This is a genomic window from Uniformispora flossi, from assembly GCF_049534875.1.
Classification (GTDB): Bacteria; Actinomycetota; Actinomycetes; order Streptomycetales; family Streptomycetaceae; genus Yinghuangia; species Yinghuangia aomiensis.
Window position 1 is genome coordinate 21,990 of sequence record NZ_JBMULZ010000005.1, and the last position, 21,197, is coordinate 43,186.

Below are 21,197 nucleotides of genomic sequence, written 5' to 3' on the forward strand. Positions count from 1 at the left end.
CGGCGGGAACCGAACGGCAGGCCGGGAAAGGAACACCGGAAAAGGCACGCGGAAGACGACGCTGCCCGGCGCACGGCCACGAAGGCCGTCCGCCGGGCATCGTCGAGGAACGGGCGAGGGCTCAGGCGACCGCGGCGATCACCGTGCCCGCCGTACTGCTCGTACCCCAGCGCAGCGCACGCCCGGCCGCGACGCCGCGGAGCCACAGCTCCGCCGCGACCACGTCGGCGAACCCGCCGAGCAGGTCGACCGTGTCGGTGCCGGGCTCGGCACGCTTGTCGAGGATCGGCCGGGTGGCCCGGTCGAGCGCGGCTCGCAGCGCGGCCTGGTCGAGGATGCCGATCTCGCCGAGCATCGGCGCGGCGAGCAGGTCGCGCAGGTCGGCGGCGTTGCGGCGCAGGCCGCGCATCTCCGCGACGGTGTAGTCGCCCTTGCCGGTGCGGGACAGCGCCGAGCGCGGCACGAGTCCTTCGACCGCGGTGTGCAGCAGCGTCCGAGGTCCGTCGCCGCGGCCCCGCGCCCAGGCGGGCAGCGCCAGGCCGGCGCGCACCACCGCGTTGTCGAGGTACGGGGCGCGCACCCGTACCCCCGTCCCCTCGGCGAGCTGCTGCATCACCCGGTGCCGCTCGGCGGAGCGGCGGACCGCGACCCAGGAGGCGCGGTCGCCCGGGCGCCGCGGCGCCGACGGGTCGTCGTCGCGCCCCCCGCGCGCCTCCGCGACCTGCCCGGCCAGCGTGCGTAGCGCGGCGGCCATACCCGCGCGGGCGTCGCCGGTCGCCCACGCCAGCGTGGGCGCGGCGGCGCACCACCCGAGGTGGGATTCCAGCCCGGTGCCGGGGAGCTCGCCGCGTTCCACGGACCCGGCCAGATCCGCGAGGGCCTGGTCGAACCCGGTGCGGGCCACCCGGCGGGCGGCCGCGGACAGGTCGCCCGGGCGCAGCCCGGCCGCCCGGGCCCACGCGCGGGCGTGCCGCATCGCGGCGACCGGGTGCCGGTCCATCGCCAGGTCGGCGAGGTAGGCGAGCGGCGTGCCGAGGACGGCGTCGCCGCCGTAGCCGGTCAGGTGCACGTCGATGCCGGTCTCGTGCACGGCGGCCAAGTGGCGGGCGGTGCGCGCCGCGGTGACCAGCGGCGCGGCGGGCAGGTCGGTGGTGGGCGGCGCGTCGAAGGCGTCCACGAGGCTGCTGTACGGCAGGCACGCGGCCTCGCCCGGCACCACCAGGTGCTTGAGCCGCGCGGAGGAGGTGGCCACCCGCGACGCGTAGTCGACGTCGTCTTGGGCGCCCGCGTCCGACCAGGTCACCGCGACGACCTCGTGCTTGGCCGACCGGGCGGCGAGCAGCGCCAGCACGGTCGAGTCGCGGCCGCCGGACAGATCGGTGCCGGCCTTGCCCGCGGCGTCGACCCGGCGGCCGACCGCCGCGGTCAGCGCGTCGCGGAGCGCGGCGGCCGCCGCCGGGAAGTCCAGCGGCGCAGCGCCCTGTTCGTACCGGCGGAACTGCCGCTTGGGACCGGTCAGCACCAGGGCGCGGCCCGGGTCGACGCGGTCGACGCCCGCGAACAACGAGGATCCGGAGGCAAGTTCGGGAATCTCGGGGCACAGCAGGCGCGCGGCCATCAGGCCGCGGTCGAGGCGGGCGCCCGTCAGGTCGGCGAGGGGAAGGGCATGCGAGGCGTACACCACCCCTTCGTCGTGGTCGGCGTGGAACACCGGGCGCAGTCCGGCGAGGTCGCCGAGCACCAGGGTGCGGCGCCCCATCCGCAGCACCACGTGGTAGCTGCCGGGCCAGGTGGTCAGCGGGCGGAGCCCGCCGCCGCGCGCCACGGCGATGCCGACCTCGAGTTCCGCATCGGTGGCGCGGCAGTCGCCCAGCACAGCCATTCGGATCTGCCCCCGGACCAGGGTGCGCACTTCGTCCTCGGGCCAATCCCCCACCAGCCAGAGGGGATCCGGGCCTTCCCAGAGAACGGTGGAGCCGTCCGGCCGAGGAGCCGTCCGGCTCCCGCTCATCCCAGCGAACCAGCGCATGTCACTTCCCCCTGAAACCGCGGGCGTCCACGGTGTCCGCCCTTCGCCGGACACCGCACCTCCAGTCAAGCAAGGTTAGGCAATCCTGGGCAGAGCGCACGGGTGGGCGCACGGGCACACGGCACCGGCGCACACCACGGCAACTCGTCCCAGCATGACCATTTTTGTTCGAATTGTCAGCAAACCGTCAAGAATTTGACGCCCCATCACCTACTTGATGCGTACCGTGCCGGACGGATCGCTACACCCCGGGACAGGGACGGTCTCGCGGAATGAACGGTTTCCTCGCCTGGCAGCAAATCCCGTGCGGCTGCAATCATTTGGCGCCAGGAGACGACGGTTTCCGGACAGCGTGCGGCCACGGAGTCCCCGGTTCGCGGCAGCCCGAAGGCGGTGTCCGGCAAGACCTGCGCAGGTCGTTGCCTATCCGATCGGAATTGTCCGGGTTCGCGAGCCCGACTGGCTCGCTGGGCCGACTGCGCCAATCCCCTTACCACCGCCACCCCCTCCCGTTACTCTGAGGGGGACGGAGGTCGCCTTTGGGGGCAAGCCATGCGCAGCGGTCCTAAGAGCGACGGGTCGGGGCAAGCCGCCCTGCGACCCGCGGTGGCCGCTTCCCGCTTACCCCGGGCGTTACCCCGTCCGCGCGAACCGCATGCGGAGCACGAACTCCCGCCCACCGCCGACCAGTCCGCGGAACGACCCGCCGCACCGGCGGACGCGGCTGTGCCGGACGCGGCGGACGAGGTGGACGCCGTGGACGAGACCGAACACCCCGACGACCCCGGCGGCGCCGCGACCGGCCCGCCGGACGACCGGCCGCCCGGCACCCCGGCCGGCCCCCCCGACGCACCCGCAGGACCGCGCGACGCCGCCGCCCCCGGTGACCCCGGTGACGGCGGAGACGAGCCCGAGGCATCCGACGACGGCGACGGCGACGGCGACGGCGACGGCGACGAAGAACCCGAAGCGGCCGACCAGGCCGCCGGTCCCCCCGCCCGCGAATCCGCCGGACGCGCCGGAGAGCGCGGCCCGAACGGCCGCCTGCGCGAACTCCTCGTGCACGCCGGGGTGAGCAACGCCGGCCTCGCCCGCCGGGTCAACGACCTGGGCGCGATCAGCGGCCTCACCCTGCGCTACGACAAAACGTCGGTCGCCCGCTGGGTCACCAAAGGCATGACCCCGCAAGGCCCCGTCCCCCACCTGATCGCCGCGGTGCTCGCCGAACGGCTCGGCAGGCCCGTCCCGTTGGAGGAGATCGGGCTTGAGGACACCGGGCCGGTCGACCCCGAGCTGGGCTTGTCCTTCCCGCGAGACCTGGCCGAAGCCGTCGTGAAGGCCACCGACCTGTGGAGGCACGACCACGTGAACCGCCGCGAATTCCTGACCGGGACATTCGCCGTCACCGCCTTCGCGACGCCCCTCGCGCGTTGGCTCATCTCCCCGGCGGACGCACTGGCCGAACACCGTGGCACCGACCGCAAGGTCGGCCAGGCGGACGTGGCCAAACTCCGGGAGGCGGCGGCCGAAGCGAGGCGTTGGGACAGCAAGTACGGCGGCGGCGACTGGCGCGCCTCGATGGTCCCCGAATGCCTCCGTGTCGAAGCGTCGCCGCTGCTGCGCGGCAGCTACCAGGACGCCGTGGGCCGCCAGTTGTTCGGCGCGACCGCCGAACTCTCGCGGCTCGCCGGATGGATGGCGTTCGACACCGGGCAGCACGAGATAGCCCAGCGCTACTACATCCAGGCACTGCGCCTGGCCCGCGCCGCGGCCGACGTCCCGCTCGGCGGTTACGTGCTGGCCACGATGAGCCTCCAGGCGACCTACCGCGGCCATCCGCAGGCGGCCGTCGACCTCGCCCAGGCCGCCGTCGAACGCAACCGCGGCGTGTCCGGCCCGAAGGTCACGGGATTCCTGCACCTGGTCGAGGCCCGCGCGCACGCCCGGGCCGGCGACGCGGCGGCCTGCGCCCGCGCGCTCAACGCCGCCGAGGCCCACCTGGAGCGGGCCCGCCCCGGCGACGACGCCCCCGAGTGGATCGACTTCTTCTCCTACGACCGGCTCTGCGCGGACGGCGCCGAGTGCTACCGCGACCTGAAGATGCCCGCGCAGACCCGCCGCTTCACGGTCGCCGCGCTGGCCGGGCAGAGCGAGGCGTTCATCCGCTCGCACGGCCTGCGGCTCGCCGTCGGCGCGCAGGCCGACCTGGCCGCGGGCGACATCGACGCGGCCTGCGGCGCGGGCGTGCGGGCGCTGACCGTGGCCCAGCGCGTGCGGTCCGCCCGCAACACCGCCTACGTGCGCGACCTCGTCTCCGGCCTGCAGGTCGCCCACGCGGACGAGCCCCTGGTCAAGGACTTCACCGAGCAGGTGCGGACGTCGATCGGCATTCCCGCCTGACACGGCGGGGCGCTTCGCTGCGGGATACTGGGGCCTCCAACCGGTGCGGCTCCCCCGCGGCGAAGGCGAGGCCATGCTCAGGTACGACGTGATCGTGATCGGCGGCGGCATCGTCGGCCTGTCCACCGCCTACGCCCTCACCGAGCGCTCCCCCGGCACCACCGTCGCCGTGCTGGAGAAGGAGACCTCCTGGGCGGCCCACCAGACCGGCCGCAACAGCGGGGTGATCCACTCCGGCCTGTACTACAAACCAGGCAGCCTCAAGGCCCGGTTCGCCGTCGAAGGCGCGCGCCGCATGGTCGAGTTCTGTGCCGACCACGGCATCCCGCACGAGGTCACCGGCAAGCTCGTGGTCGCCACCGACCCGTCCGAGCTGGGGCGCATGAAGACGCTGCTGCAGCGCGGCGAGGCCAACGGCGTACCGGTGCGCGAGCTGACCCCCGAACAGATCGCCGAATACGAGCCGAACGTGCGCGCGATCGCGGGCCTGCACGTCGGCACCACCGGCATCGTCGACTACGGCGAGGTGTGCCGCACCCTCGTCGACCTGCTGCACAAGCGCGGCGTATCGCTGCGCACCGGCGCGGGGGTGACCGGACTCGCCGTGCACCCGTCCGAGGTCGTCGTGCAGACGCGGCTCGGGGAGGTGCGCGGCAAGACCGTGGTCAACTGCGCCGGGCTCTACAGCGACCGGATCGCCGCGATGGCCGCCCGCGCGGAGGGCAGCGCGCCGCCGCCCGTGCGCATCGTGCCGTTCCGCGGCGAGTACCACGAGCTGGCGCCGCACCGCCGGGGCCTGGTGCACGGCCTGGTCTACCCGGTGCCGGATCCGGCGTTCCCGTTCCTCGGCGTGCACCTGACCCGCGGTATCCACGGCGACGTGCACGTGGGCCCCAACGCTGTGCTGGCGCTGCGCCGCGAGGGCTACTCGTGGACCCAGGCCAAGCCCTCCGAGCTGGCGTCGACACTGGCCTACCGCGGCATGTGGCACATCGCCAAGCGCCACTGGCGGTACGGCGCGGGCGAGATGCTCCGCTCGCTGGCCAAGCCCGCGTTCACCCGCGCGGTGCAGCGCATGCTCCCCGCGGTGACCGCCGCCGACCTGGTGCGCGCGCCCGCCGGCGTCCGCGCGCAGGCGGTGCGCCCGGACGGCGAACTCGTCGACGACTTCCTGTTCACCGGCGGCGAGCGCATCGTCAACGTGCTGAACGCGCCGTCCCCCGCGGCCACCGCATCCCTCCCGATCGGCGAGGAGATCGCGGGCCGGGTGTTCGACCGGCTCACGTAGCATCGAACCGTCCCCGCACACATGCCGCGGGCCGTCCGAGCGGCGGTCTCGCGGGTGCGCTTTCCACCGAGCCGACGGCGTCTTCCCTATGTCTTCCGCTGCGCCCACCGAGTCCGCCGACCGTACCGCTTGCGCGGCCGCGGTCCCGACGGCCGCCGCGCCCGGGGTGTCCGGCCGGGCCGGTTCGCCACCGCCCGGCACCGCGTCGACGCTGGTGCCCGATCCGTTCGCGGGGCCGCCGGTGGGCGAGGTCCGGACGTTCCATCCGCGACGCGGGCGGCTGAGCCCGCAGCAGCAGAACGCGATCGACCGGATGTGGGACGCGTACGGCATCGGCGTGGACGGCACCCCGGTGGACTTCACCGCGCTGTTCGGCAACCCGAACCCGGTGGTGCTGGAGATCGGGTTCGGCATGGGCGAGGCGACCGCACGGATGGCGGCCGCGGACCCGGGCACCAACATCCTCGCCACCGACATCCACACCCCGGGCATCGGCAACCTGCTCCACCTGGTGGAGACGAACCGCCTCGCCAACGTGCGCATCGCCGAGGGCGACGCGGTGCGGCTGCTCACCGAGATGGTCGCACCGGAGTCGCTGGCCGGGATCCGGGTCTACTTCCCGGACCCGTGGCCGAAGTCGAAGCACCACAAACGGCGCCTGATCCGCCCGGGCTTCACCGCGCTGGCCGCGTCCCGGCTCGCGCCCGGCGGGACGCTGCACTGCGCGACGGACTGGGCGCCGTACGCCGCCTGGATGCTGGAAGTGTTGGACGCCGAGCCGACGCTGCGGAACACCGCGGGGCACGGCTACACCCCGCGCCCGGACTGGCGGCCGATGACGCGCTTCGAGCGGCAGGGCCTGGCCAAGGGCCACGAGGTCGCCGACCTGGTCTTCCGCCGCGCATAACGACCGGATTCGACCGCGGGGACACGGACCGGACACGGGCCCGCGACATTTTCGGTCGGGCAAACGATCGGGTCGCCGAGCCCGGCTATCGTCACACGATATGAACGCAGCCGATCATGTGGTGCGCGCCCCGGCAGCCTCCGGTGGCGTGCTCCGCACGTTTTTCGCGAAGCCGAAACACCGGGTCGCGGCCCTCGCGCTGCTGTTCACCGCCTGCTGGGTCACCGCCGCGGTCAAGATGGTCGACGTCACCGGCGGCAGCGGGCTGGCCGTGGGCGTGCCGCTGGCCGCCGCGCCGGTGCCGCTCGTCGTCGGCGCGTTCCTGCTGCTCACCCGGGCCCGTCCGCAGCCGTGGCAGCACTTGGCGTTCGCCCTGTCGTGGGGTGCGGGCGCGGGTGCGCTGGCCGCGCTCTACGCCAACTCGTGGTCCATCGAGGCCATCGTCGACCGCTCCGGCGAGGAACGCGGCGAGCTGCTCGGGCTGACCGTGGTGGCGCCGTTCGTCGAGGAGTTCGCCAAGGGCGCCGCGGTGCTGCTCCTGCTGCTGTTCCGGCGGCACTGGTTCCGCGGGCCGCTGGACGGGCTGGTGCTCGCCGCGACGACCGCGGCCGGGTTCGCCTTCACCGAGAACGTCCTGTACTTCGGGCGCGCGCTCAGCGAGGGCAGCGCGGACGGCGAAGCCGCGAAGCAGACCGCGCTGGTGTTCTTCGGCCGGGGCATCCTCACCCCGTTCGCGCACCCGCTGTTCACGTCGGCCACCGGCCTCGCCCTCGGATTGGCCGTGCTCGCCCGCAACCGGATCGCCGCGGTCGCGCTCGGCCTCTGCGGCTACCTGGTCGCGGCGGGCCTGCACTCCGCGTGGAACGGGTCGGCGTGGAAATCCACGACCGACGACAACGGGTGGATCATGCTGCTCGTCTACCTCCTGGTCATGGCACCTCTGCTGGCCGGGGTGTTCGTGCTGGGCGGCAAGCTGCGCGGCAGGCAGCTGCGGTCGGTCGCGCAGCAGCTGCCGTGGTACGTGCAGGCGGGCTGGATGACCTGGAACGAGCCGCTCGTCCTGGCGTCCGTCGCGGACCGCGGACGGCAGCGCCGCGCGGCCCTGGCCTTGTACGGCAAACCCGGCGAGAAGGCGCTGCGGCAGTACCACTGGAACGCGACGGCCCTCGCCGAGCTGCGCGCCCGCGCGGCCGAGCACGGCGCGGACGGCCGCTTCGCCGCCGAAGAGCGCGCCCTCCTCGATGCGCTGTGGACGGCGCGTCCCGCCCTCGAGCAGGTACTGGTCCGCACCATGCCGCAGCCGCGCTGGACGCCCCCGCCGCCGCGGTACGGCTGGCCGTACCCGCCGCCTGCCTGGCCCCAGCCCATCCCGGCCGGTGCCCCGTCGGGTGGCCCCGCGGCGTGGGGCCCGCCGCGGCCCGCACACCAGGCGCCCACGGCACCGGCGCACTGGGGGCCCGCGACGAACTGGGGCGCGGACCGGCGTCCGGCCTTGGGCCCGGGCGCGGACCCGGCTCGGGATTCCGGCACGGCCTCGGCCCAAGGCTCCGGCACGAACTCGTCGCCGCACGGCTGAGCCCGTCCGCCGCCCGCGCGTCCGACCCGCCGGAGTCGCCGTGCGACGATGGAGCCCGTCCGCCGCATGCGGTCCCGCGCGGCCCGACTGGAGATTCCGGTGCATATCACTGCCAGCTACGTCCCCACCGAACGCGACATCGCCGACGGTGTCGTCGCCTTCCGCCGCGGCCTCTTCCGCATGCTGGGCGTCGGCGGGCTCACGCTGGTCGGGCTCGGCCTGGTGGTGCTGCTGATCGAGGCGCTCGGCAGCGGCATGGAGTTCTGGCCGTTCGTGTTCCTCGGCTTCGGCGGGGCGATGCTCGGGCTGCGCCTGTGGGCACCGTTCCAGGCCGCGCGCGCGAACAAGCACATGCACGGCGACGTGTGCCAGGTGACGCTGACCGACGAGGCCTACCGCTCGGTGATCGGCAGTAAGCGCGCCGAGATCCCGTGGTCCGACTTCCGCAAGCTGCGCTCCGTCGACGACCAGTGGATCTTCGAGTTCAACCCGCAGCAGGCGATCATGGTGCCGCACCGGATCTTCAGCGATGCGGAGAACGACGAGATCGGCGGTTTCCTGCGCGACCGCGGCCGCGGCCGCTCGCGCCGCTGAGCCGTCCCCGCACGGGGCAGCCCGAGCAACCGGGCGTTCCCGGCATCCCGACATCCCGACGTCTCGGCAATCCCGGCATCCGCGCCATCCCCGTTGATCCCGGCGCAATCCCGGCATCCCCGGTGATCCCGGCTCACTCCCGCCGCTCGATCGGCCGCGCCTCGTAGACGCCCCGCTGCCGGGCCCGCCACTCGCGGTCCATCTGCCGCGCGATCACGATCTCCAGCGCGCTCCAGCCGCACGCCAGCAGGCACACCGCGCCGATCAGCAGCGCGACCACCCACAGCCACGAGTGCGCGAGCACGGCGAACGCCGCGACCATCGCCGCCACCAAGGTGAGCGCGAAGAAGACGCCGGTCAACGCGGCCGCATTGCCCGCACGCTCCGAGAGCCGGTTCCGCCCCACCCGGACGCCTCCCCGCGCCGCCGCCCCGCCTTCACCCGTCCGGCTGCCCGCCGTCCGGATGCCCGGCTGATGCCCGCCAGATGCCCGACTGATGCCCGCAAAGGGCGCGGGCACACGCGCAGGGTGCAAAGGGGGCGCAATTTCGCCGCTATGGGGCGCGCGGTGCGAGGAGGCGCGCCGGTCAGGGCTCCAGGACGACCCCGGACGTCACGTGCGTCACCGTGCCGGTCATCCCGCGCGACCGCGGCGACGCGAGGAAGAGCACGGCCTCGGCGATGTCCTCGGGCTGCGTGATGCGCTTGAGGGCGGCGCTGGACGCGAAGTCGGCGCGGACTTCCTCCGCGGTCATGCCGCGCCGCAGCGCCTCGGATTCGAGGTAGGCGGCCAGCTTCGCGTTGTCGGTGTAGCCGGCGACGACGACGTTGACCCGGATGCCGTCGCGCCCGACCTCGCGCGCCATCGTCGCGGAGGCGATCTCCATGGCCATCTTGGTGGAGGCGTAGGCCGCCATGTAGGGCAGCTTCATGCGCGGCGCCTCGGTGCTGATCTGCACGATCGAGCCGCCGCCGACCGCTCGCATGTGCGGCAGAGCGGCGCGGCTGACCTCGAGCACGCCGAGCACGTTGACGTCGAAGGCGCGGCGGAATTCGTCGCGGTCGATGTCCTCCACGCGGCCGGACGGGTTGTACGTGGCCACGTTGACCACCGCGTCGACCCGGCCGAGCCCGTCCGCCGCCGCGGCCACCAGCGCGCGGCACGCGTCCGCGTCGGCGATGTCGGTCGGCACGGCGAGGACCTTGCGGCCGGTGCGCTCCGCCACGGTGGCGGCCAGCTCGCGCAGCGGTTCGGCCCGGCGGGCGCCGAGCACCAGGTCGGCGCCCTCGCCCGCGAGCGCCAAGGCGCTGGACAGGCCGATGCCCTCGCCTGCTCCCGCGATCACGGCGACGCGTCCTTCGAGGCTGCCGGTCATGTGCCTACCTTCCCGCTGATCGAATCCCCACCTTCATCGGGTATCAAGGATCTGACGGATCATCAAGTTCATCGGGCAGTGACGAACGGAGCGGTCATGGACGACAGCGCGGCGCGGGATGCGCGCAAGGCATTGGCGTACGAGGAGATCCGGCAGCTGGCCGCACGCTACGCCCTCGCGGTCGACAGCCGTGACCTGGACACTCTTGTCGGGCTCTTCGTCGACGACGTGCGCGTGACGCGCGAGGAGAGCGGCCGCGAGGCACTGCGCGCGTCGTTCGAGGCGCAGCTCAAGCCGCTGGGTGTGACGATCCTCAACATCGGCACGCACGTCATCGACTTCGCCGACGACGACCATGCGACGGGCCACGTGTACTGCAAGGGCGAGATCCAGGAGGGACCGCGCTGGATCCACCAGGCGATCCTGTACCGGGACAAGTACGAGCGGCGGGACGGGCGCTGGTACTTCGTCGGCCGCCGGCACGATCTCTGGTACGGCGCCAATGTCGGCCAGAACCCGGCCGGCCTCCCCCCGGCGAATTGGCCTGAGCGCTCCTACGGTTCAGGCACCGTCCCCACCCTGTGGACAACCTGGCGGGACTTCGCCGGCACCGGTTCCGCGGAGTCCGCGGCGGGCTGATTTCACGCTGTCCTCGGCGAAACTCCGATTGGCTGGTATACGTATGAGACTCACGGAACCGGCCGGTCGGTGTTCGACGCTGCGCGCCGGTCTCCGTACGGATGAGTACGGCAAGGTGCAGGGCAAGCGGAGGGGCAGCACGTGATCCGGTACCGACTCCGGGTGGACTTCTACCAGGACGTCCCTGCGGACCGGCCGCCGAGCGGTTACGTCGGCTCGCTGCTGTCCGGCGATTTCGCCGGGCCGGCGCTGCCCCGCGGCGGCGACTCGGTGTCCGCGATACCCCTGGGCGGCGGGCACGTCGGCCCGTGGACGGGCGGCCCGTACATGCTCGTGCACCGCGTCGAGCACCACCCCGTCCCGGTCGACCTGGACGGCCACATCGTCGACTGGTGGGAGCAGTACCCGCACCCGTCGGTGCACGTGGTCGTGCGCGCCGAATGGCCGGAGGACGAGACGGCCGAGCACGAACTGATGAACGTGTACGACTCCCAGGGCTGGACGTCGTTCCCGGCCGGTCCGGAGAACCCGTTCCTGCCGCCGACCGACCTCGCCGTCTTCGGCTGAGCCGGCGGCCGGGGCGGCGGAACCGCCCCGGCCGCGCTCAGTCGCCCTTGGGGGCCTTGTACTTCGCCTTGTCCACCGAGGCGATCAGCGCGGTGACCACGGTGTCGTAGGTCTTCGGCAGCGCGGTCGTGCTGAACGAGATCTTCGACTTCGGCAGCCACCACACCTGCGGCTCGATCTTGCTGCCGTCCGCGCACGTCACCGTGTACTGCGCGTACTCGTAGGTGAGCGGCCCCAGTTTGGAGAACTGCCGCCCGCTGGTGCGCGCCGTCGCCTTCTTCGCCCCCGCCGCCGCGCCCGGGCAGGCCGCGGCCTTGCCGAGCGTCCAACCGTTCGGGTCCGCCAGGGCGACCTTGCGGGCCGAGGCGTCGCCGACCCACACCTTGAGGCCGCCCGCGCAGTCGACCCGGGCCGCGGCGGCCGTTTCCACGGGTGCCACGCAGGCCATCGAGGTATCGGCCATCGGGCGCGCGTCCCAGCCCTGCGGTACCGCGAAGGTGAGGCCCTCGAGAGTGAACGGGCCGGGCCCGACCACCGTTCCGGGCGGCGGGGCGGAGGACTGCGCGACCGGCTCGGCGTTCGCCTTCTCGTCCTTCTTGCCGGCGTTCGCCAGCAGGGCGGCACCGATCGCCACCACGGCGACCACACCCGCGACGGCGGCGGCGATCACCTTCGGATTGCGCCGCGACCCGCCCCGACCGGACCGCGCACCGCGCGACCTGCCCCGGGAAGGGCGTTCCTCGGGCACCGGCACGTCGCCGACGATGGTGTCGGCCGTGTCGCGCGGCGGCGGCCCGACCGGGTAGCCGCCGGACGCCATGGGCGGGGGCGGCACCGACGGCGGAGGCGGCGTGCTGCCGAAGTTCCCGTAGCCGTCCTGGAATCCGGAGAACCCGCTGTGTCCCTGCCCCGGCCCCTGCGGCGGCGCGGCGACGGGGCTGCCCCACGCGGTGCCGTCGGCTGGGGCTTTCCAGTGCATGTTGATGAGCGAGGTCGCGTCGGACACCGCGTCGGCCACCGGGGCGCGCCCGGCACCGAGGGAGCCGCGCCACGTGCCGGTGACGGTCTCCAGGACCTGGGTGGCGGACGGCCGCCGCAGCGGGTCCTTGTCCGCGCTCCAGTCGACGATGCCGCGCAGCGGTCCGGGGACGCCGGCGGTGTCGGCTTCCTCCTGGAGGACGCGGAGCGCGACCACTTCGGGCGCGCCGGTGCCGAACGGGATGACGCCGGTGGCCGCGTAGGCGACCATCATCGCCCATGCGTAGACGTCCGCGGCCGGGGTGCTGGTCTGGCCGCGGAACCGCTCGGGGCTCATCCACGCGGGCGAGCCGATCATCATGCCGGTGCGGGTGAGCCCGTTGTCCTCCATCGACCGCGCGATGCCCAGGTCGAGGACCCGCGGACCGGCGGGCGAGCAGACCACGTTCTGCGGCTTCAGGTCGCGGTGCACGATGCCGACCGCGTGCAGCGCGACCAGCGCCTCGGCGAGTCCGGCGGCCAGCGCGAACAGTTCGTCGCCGGACATCGGGCCGTGCCGGTCGACGCGTTCCTGAAGCGTGGGGCCGGGCACGTATTCGCAGGCGAACCACGGCTGCGCGGCGTCGACATCGGCGTCCAGCACCGGCGTCGTACATGTGCCCTGCACCCGGCGCAGGAGATCCACTTCGCGCTGGAAGCGGGCCCGGAACTCGCGGTCGTCGGCGAACTGCGCGTGCACGATCTTGATGGCCACGCGCCGCTCGAACTGGTCGACACCCGCGAACACCGAACCCATGCCGCCGGATCCGAGCCGCCCGGTCAGCCGGTACGGTCCCACGGTCCGCGGATCCGCGTCCGCGAGCGGCCGTATCCCCGCTGCGGCTTCGGCTGCCATCCCGCCTCCCCGCTCTTTTCAGTGGGAGGACGCCCCGAACGTGCCCTCCACGTGCGGGGGCATCCTCTCACTCGGGCCGCGGGCCCGTGCTACTCGCGCGCCCCGATTGCCGCAACGGGGTCGTCGCGCAGGACGGTACGCGCGGACAGCACACTCGCCGCGTAGGTGATCGCGAGCGCTCCGCCGGCCACCGCCAGGTACCGGCCAACCGGCAGGTCGGGCGCCCACGTTCCGGTGATGCCGTGCGAGAACGCACCGAGCGTCACCCACGCGATCGCGGTGCCCAGGCCGATGCCGATCGCCGCGACGACGGCGAGTTCGTGCCGCAGCATCGCGAACGCCTGGCGCCGGGTGGTGCCGGAGAGCCGCAGCACGGCGAACTCGCGGCCACGCTGGCCGGTCGCCATGACCATCGTGTTGACCACGCCGATCGCGGTGAACAGGCCGATCACGCCGAGCAGCAGCGCACTCGCCCACGCGTCGCGGTCGGCGTCGTGCCGGACTTCGCCGAGGTAGGCGGCGCGGTCGAGCACGTGCCCTTCCGCGGCGAGCGCCCGGGCGACGGCCGCCTTGTCGGCGCCCGGCGCGGTACTGACGTAGACCTTGTCGTACGCGCCGACCGTGCTGTGCCGCAGCGCGACGTCGCGGGGCAGCAGGAAGTCGCCGAAGCCGAAACCGTGGTCGTACACCGCGACGATGCGCAGGCTGACGGGCGTGCCGTCGCCCAGCCACAGCCGCACCCGGTCGCCGACGTCCTTGCCCATCCCGTCCGCGCGGAGTTTGCCGACGGCCACCGTGCCGTCGCCGGTGAGCTGCGCGAGGTCTCCGGAGCGGACGCCGAGGTCGAGCACGCGTGCGGTCTCCGGGCCGACGCCGCGGGCGTCCGCGACGGTCGCCTCCGAGGGGGACCCGTCGAGAACGGTGGTCGCGACCGTGCCGGACGCCGATGCCACGCCGGGCAGTCCGGCGATCCGGGCGACCGCGTCGGCGCCCAGGCCAGTCCGGTCGGCGCCGTCCACGACGAACTCGGCGGTGGTGCGCGCCTTGCTCTGCGCGACCGTCTCGGTCGCGACGGTGGTGTTGAGGAACAGCACCGTGCAGATGAACGCGACGGTCAGCGCGATCGGCGTGGCCACCGCGGATATGCGCGCCGGGTCGGAGGCCCCGTTGGCCCGCGCGAGTTGCGCGGGTGCGCCGCCGAACAGCGTGGTCAGGCGCCCGACCAGCGCGACGCCGAGGCGCGCGATCGGCCGTCCCAGCATGGCGACGCCGAACATGAACGTGAACACGATGCCGACCGACGAACTCGCCCCGGCGTCGCCGCTCAAATGGAGCGAGACGATCAGCAGCGCGATTCCGCCGCCGATACCGGCGAGGCCGAGCAGCCAGCGCAGCACGGGGACGACGATCCGCCGCTTCCCGGGCGTGGCGCCGAAGACCTCGGTGGGCTTGACCTTCGCCGCGCGGAACGCCGCCGCCAGCGCGGCGACCTGGGTGGTGAGCACGGCCGCGCCGATGCCGACGACGGCGGGGATCCAGCCGTCGTGCAGCGCGAATCCCGGGGGCAGCGCGCCGGCGTGCCCGAACAGCGCCTTGAGCACGCGGGCGAACAGGTAGCCGAGCGGCGTGCCGATGCCGGCCGCGGCCAGGGCGACGAGCAGCGCTTCCGCGGAGACCATCCGGCGGATCTGGCCGGGGGTCGCGCCGACCGCGCGCAGCAGTCCGATCTCGCGGGTGCGCCGGGTCACCGAGAACCCGAACGTGCCGGCCACCACGAAGATCGCGGCGATTGCGGCGAAGCCGCCGAAGGTGCCCGCCACGGCGGTGGTGGCGTCCTGCATGCCGGTGACGGCGGGCGCCTCCAGGCGGCCGAGCGAGCCGCCGCTCAGCACCTGGAGTTCGGGCTGCGGACGCGCCGGGTCGCCGAACTGCGGGCCCGCGTCGCGCACGATGCCGTCGAGCGCGCGGCGCACGGCGTCGCGGTCGGCGCCGGGCGCCAGCACGACGCCGACGAAGTCGGCCCGGTCCGGCACCGCGCTCAGCGCGGCGGTCTGGTCGGCGGGCAGGAACACCGCGGACTTCGCGCCCGCCGGTGCGGGCGCGCCGGCGATGCCGCTGACCGTGACGGTGCGGGCGCCGGCCGGGGTGCCCAGCTGCACGGTGCCGCCGGGCGCGGCCCCCAGCCGGGCCGCGGTGGCCTCGTCGAGCACGGCCTGGCCGGCCGCGGGCGCCTGACCCGCGGTCAGCCGGTAGGGGGCCAGTTGGGCGCTGTCCCAGCCGTGCGCCTCGACGGTCGAGCCGTCCGGCAGCACCACGGGGACCGTGCGGTCCGCCACGGCGGCCCGCACGCCGGGAACCGCGGCGACGCGTGCGGCGAGCTCCGCGGGGATGCGCGCGGTTTCCTTCGGCGCGTCCTCGGTGAGGGTCTCGCCGTCCTTCGCCTTGCCCATCGCCGGGGTGCGTTCGAGGTGGCGCGAGGCGGCGACGGCGAAGTCCGTGCCGTCCAGGCGTTCGACCGGCGTGTGCGCGCGGAGTGCGGACTCCATCAGGACCCCCGCGCCGGTGACCAGCACGGCGGCGAGGAGCACCGCGAGGAAGGCGCCCGCGAACCCGGCGATCCGGGTGCGCAGGGTGCCCAGGGCAAGGCGGAGCACGGGATCAGCCTTCCATGTGGATCATGCGGTCGGCGACCGCGTCGGCGGTGGGCTGTTCGAGCGTGTCGACCAGGGTTCCGTCGGCGAGGAACAGCACGCGGTCCGCGTACGACGCGGCGACCGGGTCGTGGGTGACCATCACGACGGTGTGGCCGTACTGGTCGACCACTTCGCGCAGCAGCGCGAGGACCTCGCGGCCGGTGCGGGTGTCGAGGGCGCCGGTCGGTTCGTCGGCGAACAGCACGTCGGGCCGGGTGACGAGGGCGCGGGCGATGGCCACGCGCTGCTGCTGGCCGCCGGACAGCTGCCCCGGGCGGTGCTTGGCACGGTCCCCGAGGCCCACGCGGGACATGACCTCGTGCACCCACCGTTTGTCCGGGCGCTGCCCGGCCAGCCGCAGCGGCAGCGTGACGTTCTGCTCGGCGGTCAGCGACGGCACCAGGTTGAACGCCTGGAACACGAAGCCCACGCGGGTGCGCCGCAGTTCGGTCAGCTTGGTCTCGGACAGCCCGGCGATGTCGGTGCCGGCGAGGGCGACCCGCCCGCCGGTGGGCCGGTCGAGGCCCGCGGCGCAGTGCAGGAACGTGCTCTTGCCGGAGCCGGACGGCCCCATGACGGCGGTGAACGAGCCCGGGCGGATGTCCACGCTGACGCCGCGCAGGGCGTGCACGGCCTCGTTGCCGCGCCCGTACACCTTGGTGACGCCGTCGAGCGAGACGGCGGTCGTGGCGGACGGGGCTTCCAGGACGCCGGTGGCGCGCTTGCCCATGATCGGACCTTCCGGTGCGCGGTCCGGCCTTTCCGGACCCTGCATCCAGCCTGTCCGTCCGGAGGCGCGCGCTCGATCCGGCGACCGCCCGGGTTTGGGGTGGTGCTGACCCCACCCTTCCGCGTGGGGAGACCCGACGAAGTCTGGCCTTACCTTCGGCCGCGCGTGATAGGTGTCGTTGACCTGGTCACGTTTTCGGGCACGGAGGACGCATGAAGATCAACGTCGACTTCGACAAGTGCAAGAGCAACGCGCTGTGCATGGCGGAAGCCCCCGAGGTGTTCGAGGTCCGTGAGGACAACTTCCTCTACATCCTCCAGGAGAACCCGTCGGAGGACCTGCGCGCGCAGATCGAGGAGGCCGCCCGGGTCTGTCCGACCCGGGCGATCACCGTCGAGGACTGATCCCGCGCGGCCATTCCGCGAGGGGCGTTCCGGCGCGGCGGCCCGCGGTCATCCGCGGGGCCGCCGCATGCGGTCGCGCACGCCGCGCGCCTGCTCGGCCGTCGCCGCGCCGATCCGCGCGGCCTGCCCGGGAAGGGCCTGCGCCGCCTGCTGCGCGGCTTGGCGGGCGGCTTGGCCGCCCGCGCGCCCGAGTTCGACGGCGCGGGCGAGCGCCTTGACGTTCACCACCGCCGTGCGGCCGACCCGGTCGTGCCAGCTGCGTCGGCGCGGGCCGAGGACGAGCAGCGGGTCGACGAAGCCGACCAGGCTGACGATGCCGCAGACGCCGGCCATGGACCAGTTGCGCAGGATGAGTTCGTACCACATGAGCATCAGCGCGGCCCACGGCACGAGGACCGCGACGGCGCTGCGGCGCGCGGCGCGGGCGAGTCCGATGCGGCTGCTGCCGTCGGGGCCGACCACCTTGATGCCGACGGCCATCTTGCCGAGCGTGCGGCCGTACCGGGCGTGCATGAGCCAGTCGTAGAGCGTCGGCAGCAGCAAGTGGGCGAGGACCAGCAGCAGAAGCAGCAGCTTGGTGGTGTCCCACAGGCCGTCGACGGCCTGCAGCGGGGCGCGCTTCGCATCGTCCGCGCCGCCGCGCAGCAGCGCGAAGAACGTCTTCCGGAAGACGTCGTTCTGCAGGTCGGCGGCTTTGCCCTGCAGGTAGTGGTAGGCGGCGAACCACAGCGGCACGACGAGCGCGGTCACGAGCAGGTAGTCGAGCGTCCGCGCGACCAGCCGCAAGAAGCGCGAGGCGGGAGGGAGTTCCCGCGGCGTGGCGGGCGCCTCCGGCAGTTCCGGCAGCACGGTCGCCGCGGGCGGCACCGCGAAAGCCGGCGGCGCGGCGTACGGCGGTGCGGCAGGCGGCGGCCCGGGAGGAGGCGCGAACGGCGCCGGGGCGGGCGGAAGGCCGGGTGCCGCGGGCTGCCCCGGCCCTCCCGCCCCGGCGAATGCCGGTCCCGAAGCCCAGCCCGGCCCCGGGTGTTCTTCCGGTTGCTGAGGGATCGTCATGCCGGGGACGCTTTCGTGCCTTTCCCCGCCGCGTCAACCCGGCAAGCCGACCCGCGCGGTCAGCTCAATTCGCCCAGTGTCACGTCCACTGTCGCCTGCGACCCGTCGGGGTGCATCACGGTGACCTTCGCGACGTCGCCCGGCTTCAGCCCCGCCAGCACCGTGGCCAGGTCCGACGCGGTCGGCGTGTCGGTCCCGTTCACCGAGGTGATGATGTCGTTCGGCTTGATCCCGGCCTTCGCCGCACCGCTGTTCGGGTCCACCGACACCACGCCGACGCCCGCTCCGGAGCCTTGCCCGCCGACGACCGTCTGCACGGTGACGCCGAGGGCGGCGCGACCCGAGTTGGTGACCTTGCCGTCCTTGATCATCTGGTCGGCGAGGTTCCGCACGGTGTTCGACGGGATCGCGAACCCGATGCCCGGGGCCTGCGCGTTGCCCGCGCCGGCGGCCGCGGCCAGCGTCGGGATGCCGACGACCTTGCTGTTCAGGTCGACGAGCGCGCCCCCGCTGTTGCCCGGGTTGATCGCCGCGGTGGTCTGGATGAGGTTGGGGATCGTGGCGCCCGTCCCGCCGCCGTCCGACGACTCGTTCTGGGTGCGGTTCAGGGCCGACACGATGCCTTCGCTGACGCTGCCGGACAGGCCGAGCGGGTTGCCCATCGCCATGACGATGGTGCCCACGTCGAGCTTGGACGAGTCGTCCCACTGCGCGGGCTTGAGCCCGGACGGCGGGTTGTCGAGCCGCACCACGGCGACGTCGTTCGGCGGGTAGGACGAGACCAGCTTCGCGGTCAGCGGCTGCGTCCCGGTGGCCAGCGTCACCTGGAACGTCGTGGCGTTCCCGACCACGTGCGCGTTGGTGACGATGTTGCCGCTCGTGTCGTAGACGATCCCGGAGCCCAGTCCGCTGTCGGTGGTGATCTGCACGACCGACGGAAGCACGTCGGCGACCACCTTGCGGTAGTTCCCCTGCAGGTCGCTGGACCCGCCCGGCGGCGTCGCGGCCGCGGCGGACGCGTTCGGCGAGCCGGGCGACCCGGCGGGCGCGCCCGACGCCTTCGCGCTGCCGCCGCTGTCGTTGTCGGAGCAGGCGGCAGCCCCGGCCACGAGTCCCGCAGCGAGCACGAGCGCCGCCGTACGACGCCCCCCTGCCCCGCCGCGCCGCGGGCGGCGGGCGCTCGTCGTCCCGCCCAGCAGTTTCCCAAGCCTCACCGCGCACTCCCTCGTCCACACCGCACGCCGGATCCGCACCCCAGTGCCCGGAATGCCGGAATCGGAAACTGTAGGACAAGCAGAAGATCGCACCGGGTCTTGCTTCCTCGCCCGAAGCGGAGTGACATTGCCGACGCGGCGGGCGCAGACGGTCCCGCCGGGATCCATGGACCAGCGCAACCCGGAGGGGCACCCATGCTGTCGCTGCAAGAGATCTCGGACCGGCTCGAAATCCAGGATCTGATGGTCCGTTACTCCCACGCGGTCGACACGCAGCAGTGGGACGTCCTGGACACCGTGTTCACGCCCGACGCGCACATCGACTACTCGGCGATGGGCGGCTCGAAGGGCGACCTGGCGGCCACCAAGAAGTTCCTGGCCGACGTGATGCCGAACTTCCCGGCGTTCCAGCACCTCATCGCCAACTCGTCGATCACCGTCGACGGCGACACCGCCACCGGGCGCACGATGTGCCACAACCCGATGGTCATGCCCGGCGAGGACGGGCAGCAGAGCCTGATGCTGTGCGGCCTCTGGTACCTGGACACGTTCGTCCGCGTCGACGGCGAATGGCGCATCAAGGAGCGCGTCGAGGAGAAGGGCTACATGTACATCGCCCCGCCCACGCCCGGCATGGGCTGAGCCGCCAGGCGGCCCGGCGGCGTCCTACTCGGGCGCCGCCGCAAGCCCCGTGCACGGCCGCAGCCCGTCGCGGCGGTCGGTGATCCGCTTGGCCTCCGCACCGGTCTGCGGCATCGGCACGCCCCGGGAGTCGACGGATGCGGGCGTGAACGCCTCCTTGACCACCTTGCCGCCGCCGATGGTCAGCGTGGTCACGCCGGTGTCGTTGGAGTTCGGGTAGGGCGAGGTGCCGTACCAGAGGAAGTTCCCGAAGCCGTAGTCCACATAGGTGGTGCCGAGCATGCCCGCGCCCTGCATGACGTGCGCGTGCGTGCCGACGACGGCCGTGGCGCCCGCGTCGGCGAGCTTCTTCGCCAGACCCTTCTGGTCGGCCGACGGGCACTTGTCGCCCTCGATGCCCCAGTGCATGTAGACGACCACGACGTCGGCCTTGGCCTTCGCCGCCTTCACCGCGGCGACCAGCTGGTCCGCCTTGAGCGCCGAAGCGATGCCGGGCTTGCCGGGGCCGGCGGCGTACTTCTGGTTGGTGATGTCCTGCACCTGGCTGGCCGCGAGGAAGGCGACCTTGACGCCCTTCACCTCGGTGATCCACGGCTTGTAGGCCGCCGTCGCGTCGGGCCCGATCCCGATCACCGGGATCGGCGGGTTCTTCGCCGCCGCGAGGGAGTCCTGCAGCCCGACCGGCCCGTAGTCGACCGCGTGGTTGTTGGCCATGCTCACCACGTCCACGCCGGACTTGGCGAGCACCGGCAGCGCCGACGCGGGGGCCCGGAAGTGGTAGGTCTTCGCCTCCGGCGTGCCGCGCTCGGTGATCGCCGACTCGAAGTTCACCATCGCCAGGTCGGCCGCCGCCAGCGTCTTGCTGATCGGCCCCAGCGCGGTGTCCGCTCCCGCGTTCAGCCGCGGCACGGTGCGCTCGTTGAAGTGCACGTCGCCCGCGAACGCCAGAGTGATCGTTCCTGCGGGGTCCGCGGCGCCGGGCACCACCGGCGCCTCCGAGGCCCCGGGGGCCGTCGGCCCGCCCGGCGCCGCCGCGGACGCGTCCGCGCCCGCCGGGGCGGCGTTGCCGCCCGATTTCGAGTCGTCGTCGGCCCCGCCGAGGAGGCCGCACCCGGCCACCAGCACCAACCCGACCGCACCCGCGAGGGCCCGGGCGCGCCGGGCTATGGCTATATGCACCGGGGAAGGCTAACCCACCGTCAGAAACCCCCG

At 73.6% G+C, this 21,197-nt stretch carries 18 protein-coding genes; 9 read left to right on the forward strand and 9 right to left on the reverse strand.

Annotated elements, in window-relative coordinates:
• Nucleotides 1-121 precede the first annotated feature (121 nt).
• Nucleotides 122-2,029, reverse strand: coding sequence for an albusnodin/ikarugamycin family macrolactam cyclase (locus ACPA54_RS12675; RefSeq protein WP_423529063.1), 1,908 nt, complete (start codon nt 2,027-2,029; stop codon nt 122-124).
• 1,044 nt (nt 2,030-3,073) lie between these two features.
• Between ACPA54_RS12675 and ACPA54_RS12680 the strand changes: the two genes are divergently transcribed.
• From ACPA54_RS12680 to ACPA54_RS12700, 5 genes are all read left to right on the forward strand, one after another.
• A complete protein-coding gene (locus ACPA54_RS12680) occupies nt 3,074-4,429 on the forward strand; it encodes an NsdA family TPR-like regulatory protein (protein ID WP_423529838.1) in 1,356 nt (451 codons plus the stop codon).
• Nucleotides 4,430-4,502: 73 nt separating this feature from the next.
• Complete coding sequence (gene lhgO, locus ACPA54_RS12685) at nt 4,503-5,717, forward strand: L-2-hydroxyglutarate oxidase (protein ID WP_423529065.1); 1,215 nt, start codon at nt 4,503-4,505, stop codon at nt 5,715-5,717.
• Nucleotides 5,718-5,805: 88 nt separating this feature from the next.
• Nucleotides 5,806-6,624, forward strand: coding sequence for a tRNA (guanosine(46)-N7)-methyltransferase TrmB (gene trmB, locus ACPA54_RS12690; protein ID WP_423529067.1), 819 nt, complete (start codon nt 5,806-5,808; stop codon nt 6,622-6,624).
• A 100-nt stretch (nt 6,625-6,724) separates the two neighbouring features.
• Entirely contained in the window at nt 6,725-8,200 is a 1,476-nt protein-coding gene (locus ACPA54_RS12695; RefSeq protein WP_423529069.1) for a PrsW family intramembrane metalloprotease, read from the forward strand.
• A gap of 99 nt (nt 8,201-8,299) precedes the next feature.
• On the forward strand, nt 8,300-8,794 hold the full coding sequence (locus ACPA54_RS12700; protein WP_423529070.1) for a YcxB family protein: 495 nt from the start codon (nt 8,300-8,302) through the stop codon (nt 8,792-8,794).
• A 133-nt stretch (nt 8,795-8,927) separates the two neighbouring features.
• Here the strand turns inward: ACPA54_RS12700 and ACPA54_RS12705 are convergent, their stop codons facing one another.
• Together ACPA54_RS12705 and ACPA54_RS12710 are read right to left on the reverse strand one after the other, a co-directional pair.
• A complete protein-coding gene (locus ACPA54_RS12705) occupies nt 8,928-9,200 on the reverse strand; it encodes a hypothetical protein (protein ID WP_423529072.1) in 273 nt (90 codons plus the stop codon).
• 181 nt (nt 9,201-9,381) lie between these two features.
• Nucleotides 9,382-10,170 (reverse strand): SDR family NAD(P)-dependent oxidoreductase, encoded by a 789-nt coding sequence (locus ACPA54_RS12710; RefSeq protein WP_423529074.1) that lies wholly within the window; start codon nt 10,168-10,170, stop codon nt 9,382-9,384.
• Between the two features lie 96 nt (nt 10,171-10,266).
• Here ACPA54_RS12710 and ACPA54_RS12715 point away from each other — a divergent pair, with 96 nt between their 5' ends.
• Complete coding sequence (locus tag ACPA54_RS12715) at nt 10,267-10,809, forward strand: nuclear transport factor 2 family protein (RefSeq protein WP_423529076.1); 543 nt, start codon at nt 10,267-10,269, stop codon at nt 10,807-10,809.
• 141 nt (nt 10,810-10,950) lie between these two features.
• Nucleotides 10,951-11,376, forward strand: a complete 426-nt coding sequence (locus ACPA54_RS12720) for a hypothetical protein (RefSeq protein WP_423529078.1) — start codon at nt 10,951-10,953, stop codon at nt 11,374-11,376.
• Nucleotides 11,377-11,413: 37 nt separating this feature from the next.
• Here the strand turns inward: ACPA54_RS12720 and ACPA54_RS12725 are convergent, their stop codons facing one another.
• From ACPA54_RS12725 to ACPA54_RS12735, 3 genes are all read right to left on the reverse strand, one after another.
• The gene (locus tag ACPA54_RS12725; RefSeq protein ID WP_423529080.1) at nt 11,414-13,249 is read right to left on the reverse strand and encodes a serine/threonine-protein kinase; all 1,836 of its coding nucleotides are present in this window, start codon (nt 13,247-13,249) and stop codon (nt 11,414-11,416) included.
• A gap of 89 nt (nt 13,250-13,338) precedes the next feature.
• Nucleotides 13,339-15,903 carry an FtsX-like permease family protein gene (locus tag ACPA54_RS12730; protein WP_423529082.1) on the reverse strand — a complete coding sequence of 855 codons (2,565 nt, stop codon included), beginning with the start codon at nt 15,901-15,903 and terminating at the stop codon, nt 13,339-13,341.
• Nucleotides 15,904-15,907: 4 nt separating this feature from the next.
• Nucleotides 15,908-16,672, reverse strand: a complete 765-nt coding sequence (locus ACPA54_RS12735) for an ABC transporter ATP-binding protein (RefSeq protein WP_345674249.1) — start codon at nt 16,670-16,672, stop codon at nt 15,908-15,910.
• Nucleotides 16,673-16,884: 212 nt separating this feature from the next.
• On the opposite strand from ACPA54_RS12735, the gene ACPA54_RS12740 reads away from it, so the two are divergent.
• Nucleotides 16,885-17,076 (forward strand): ferredoxin, encoded by a 192-nt coding sequence (locus tag ACPA54_RS12740; protein ID WP_345674248.1) that lies wholly within the window; start codon nt 16,885-16,887, stop codon nt 17,074-17,076.
• Between the two features lie 48 nt (nt 17,077-17,124).
• Here ACPA54_RS12740 and ACPA54_RS12745 read toward each other — a convergent pair whose 3' ends face one another.
• Together ACPA54_RS12745 and ACPA54_RS12750 are read right to left on the reverse strand one after the other, a co-directional pair.
• Nucleotides 17,125-18,129 carry an RDD family protein gene (locus tag ACPA54_RS12745; protein ID WP_423529084.1) on the reverse strand — a complete coding sequence of 335 codons (1,005 nt, stop codon included), beginning with the start codon at nt 18,127-18,129 and terminating at the stop codon, nt 17,125-17,127.
• Nucleotides 18,130-18,188: 59 nt separating this feature from the next.
• Nucleotides 18,189-19,256 carry a S1C family serine protease gene (locus tag ACPA54_RS12750; RefSeq protein WP_423529086.1) on the reverse strand — a complete coding sequence of 356 codons (1,068 nt, stop codon included), beginning with the start codon at nt 19,254-19,256 and terminating at the stop codon, nt 18,189-18,191.
• A 282-nt stretch (nt 19,257-19,538) separates the two neighbouring features.
• On the opposite strand from ACPA54_RS12750, the gene ACPA54_RS12755 reads away from it, so the two are divergent.
• Entirely contained in the window at nt 19,539-19,985 is a 447-nt protein-coding gene (locus ACPA54_RS12755) for a nuclear transport factor 2 family protein (RefSeq protein ID WP_345674245.1), read from the forward strand.
• Nucleotides 19,986-20,009: 24 nt separating this feature from the next.
• On the opposite strand, the gene ACPA54_RS12760 is transcribed toward ACPA54_RS12755, so the two are convergent.
• Nucleotides 20,010-21,164: a CapA family protein gene (locus tag ACPA54_RS12760; RefSeq protein ID WP_423529088.1), complete on the reverse strand. Its 1,155-nt coding sequence runs from the start codon at nt 21,162-21,164 to the stop codon at nt 20,010-20,012.
• Between the last annotated feature and the right edge of the window lie 33 nt (nt 21,165-21,197).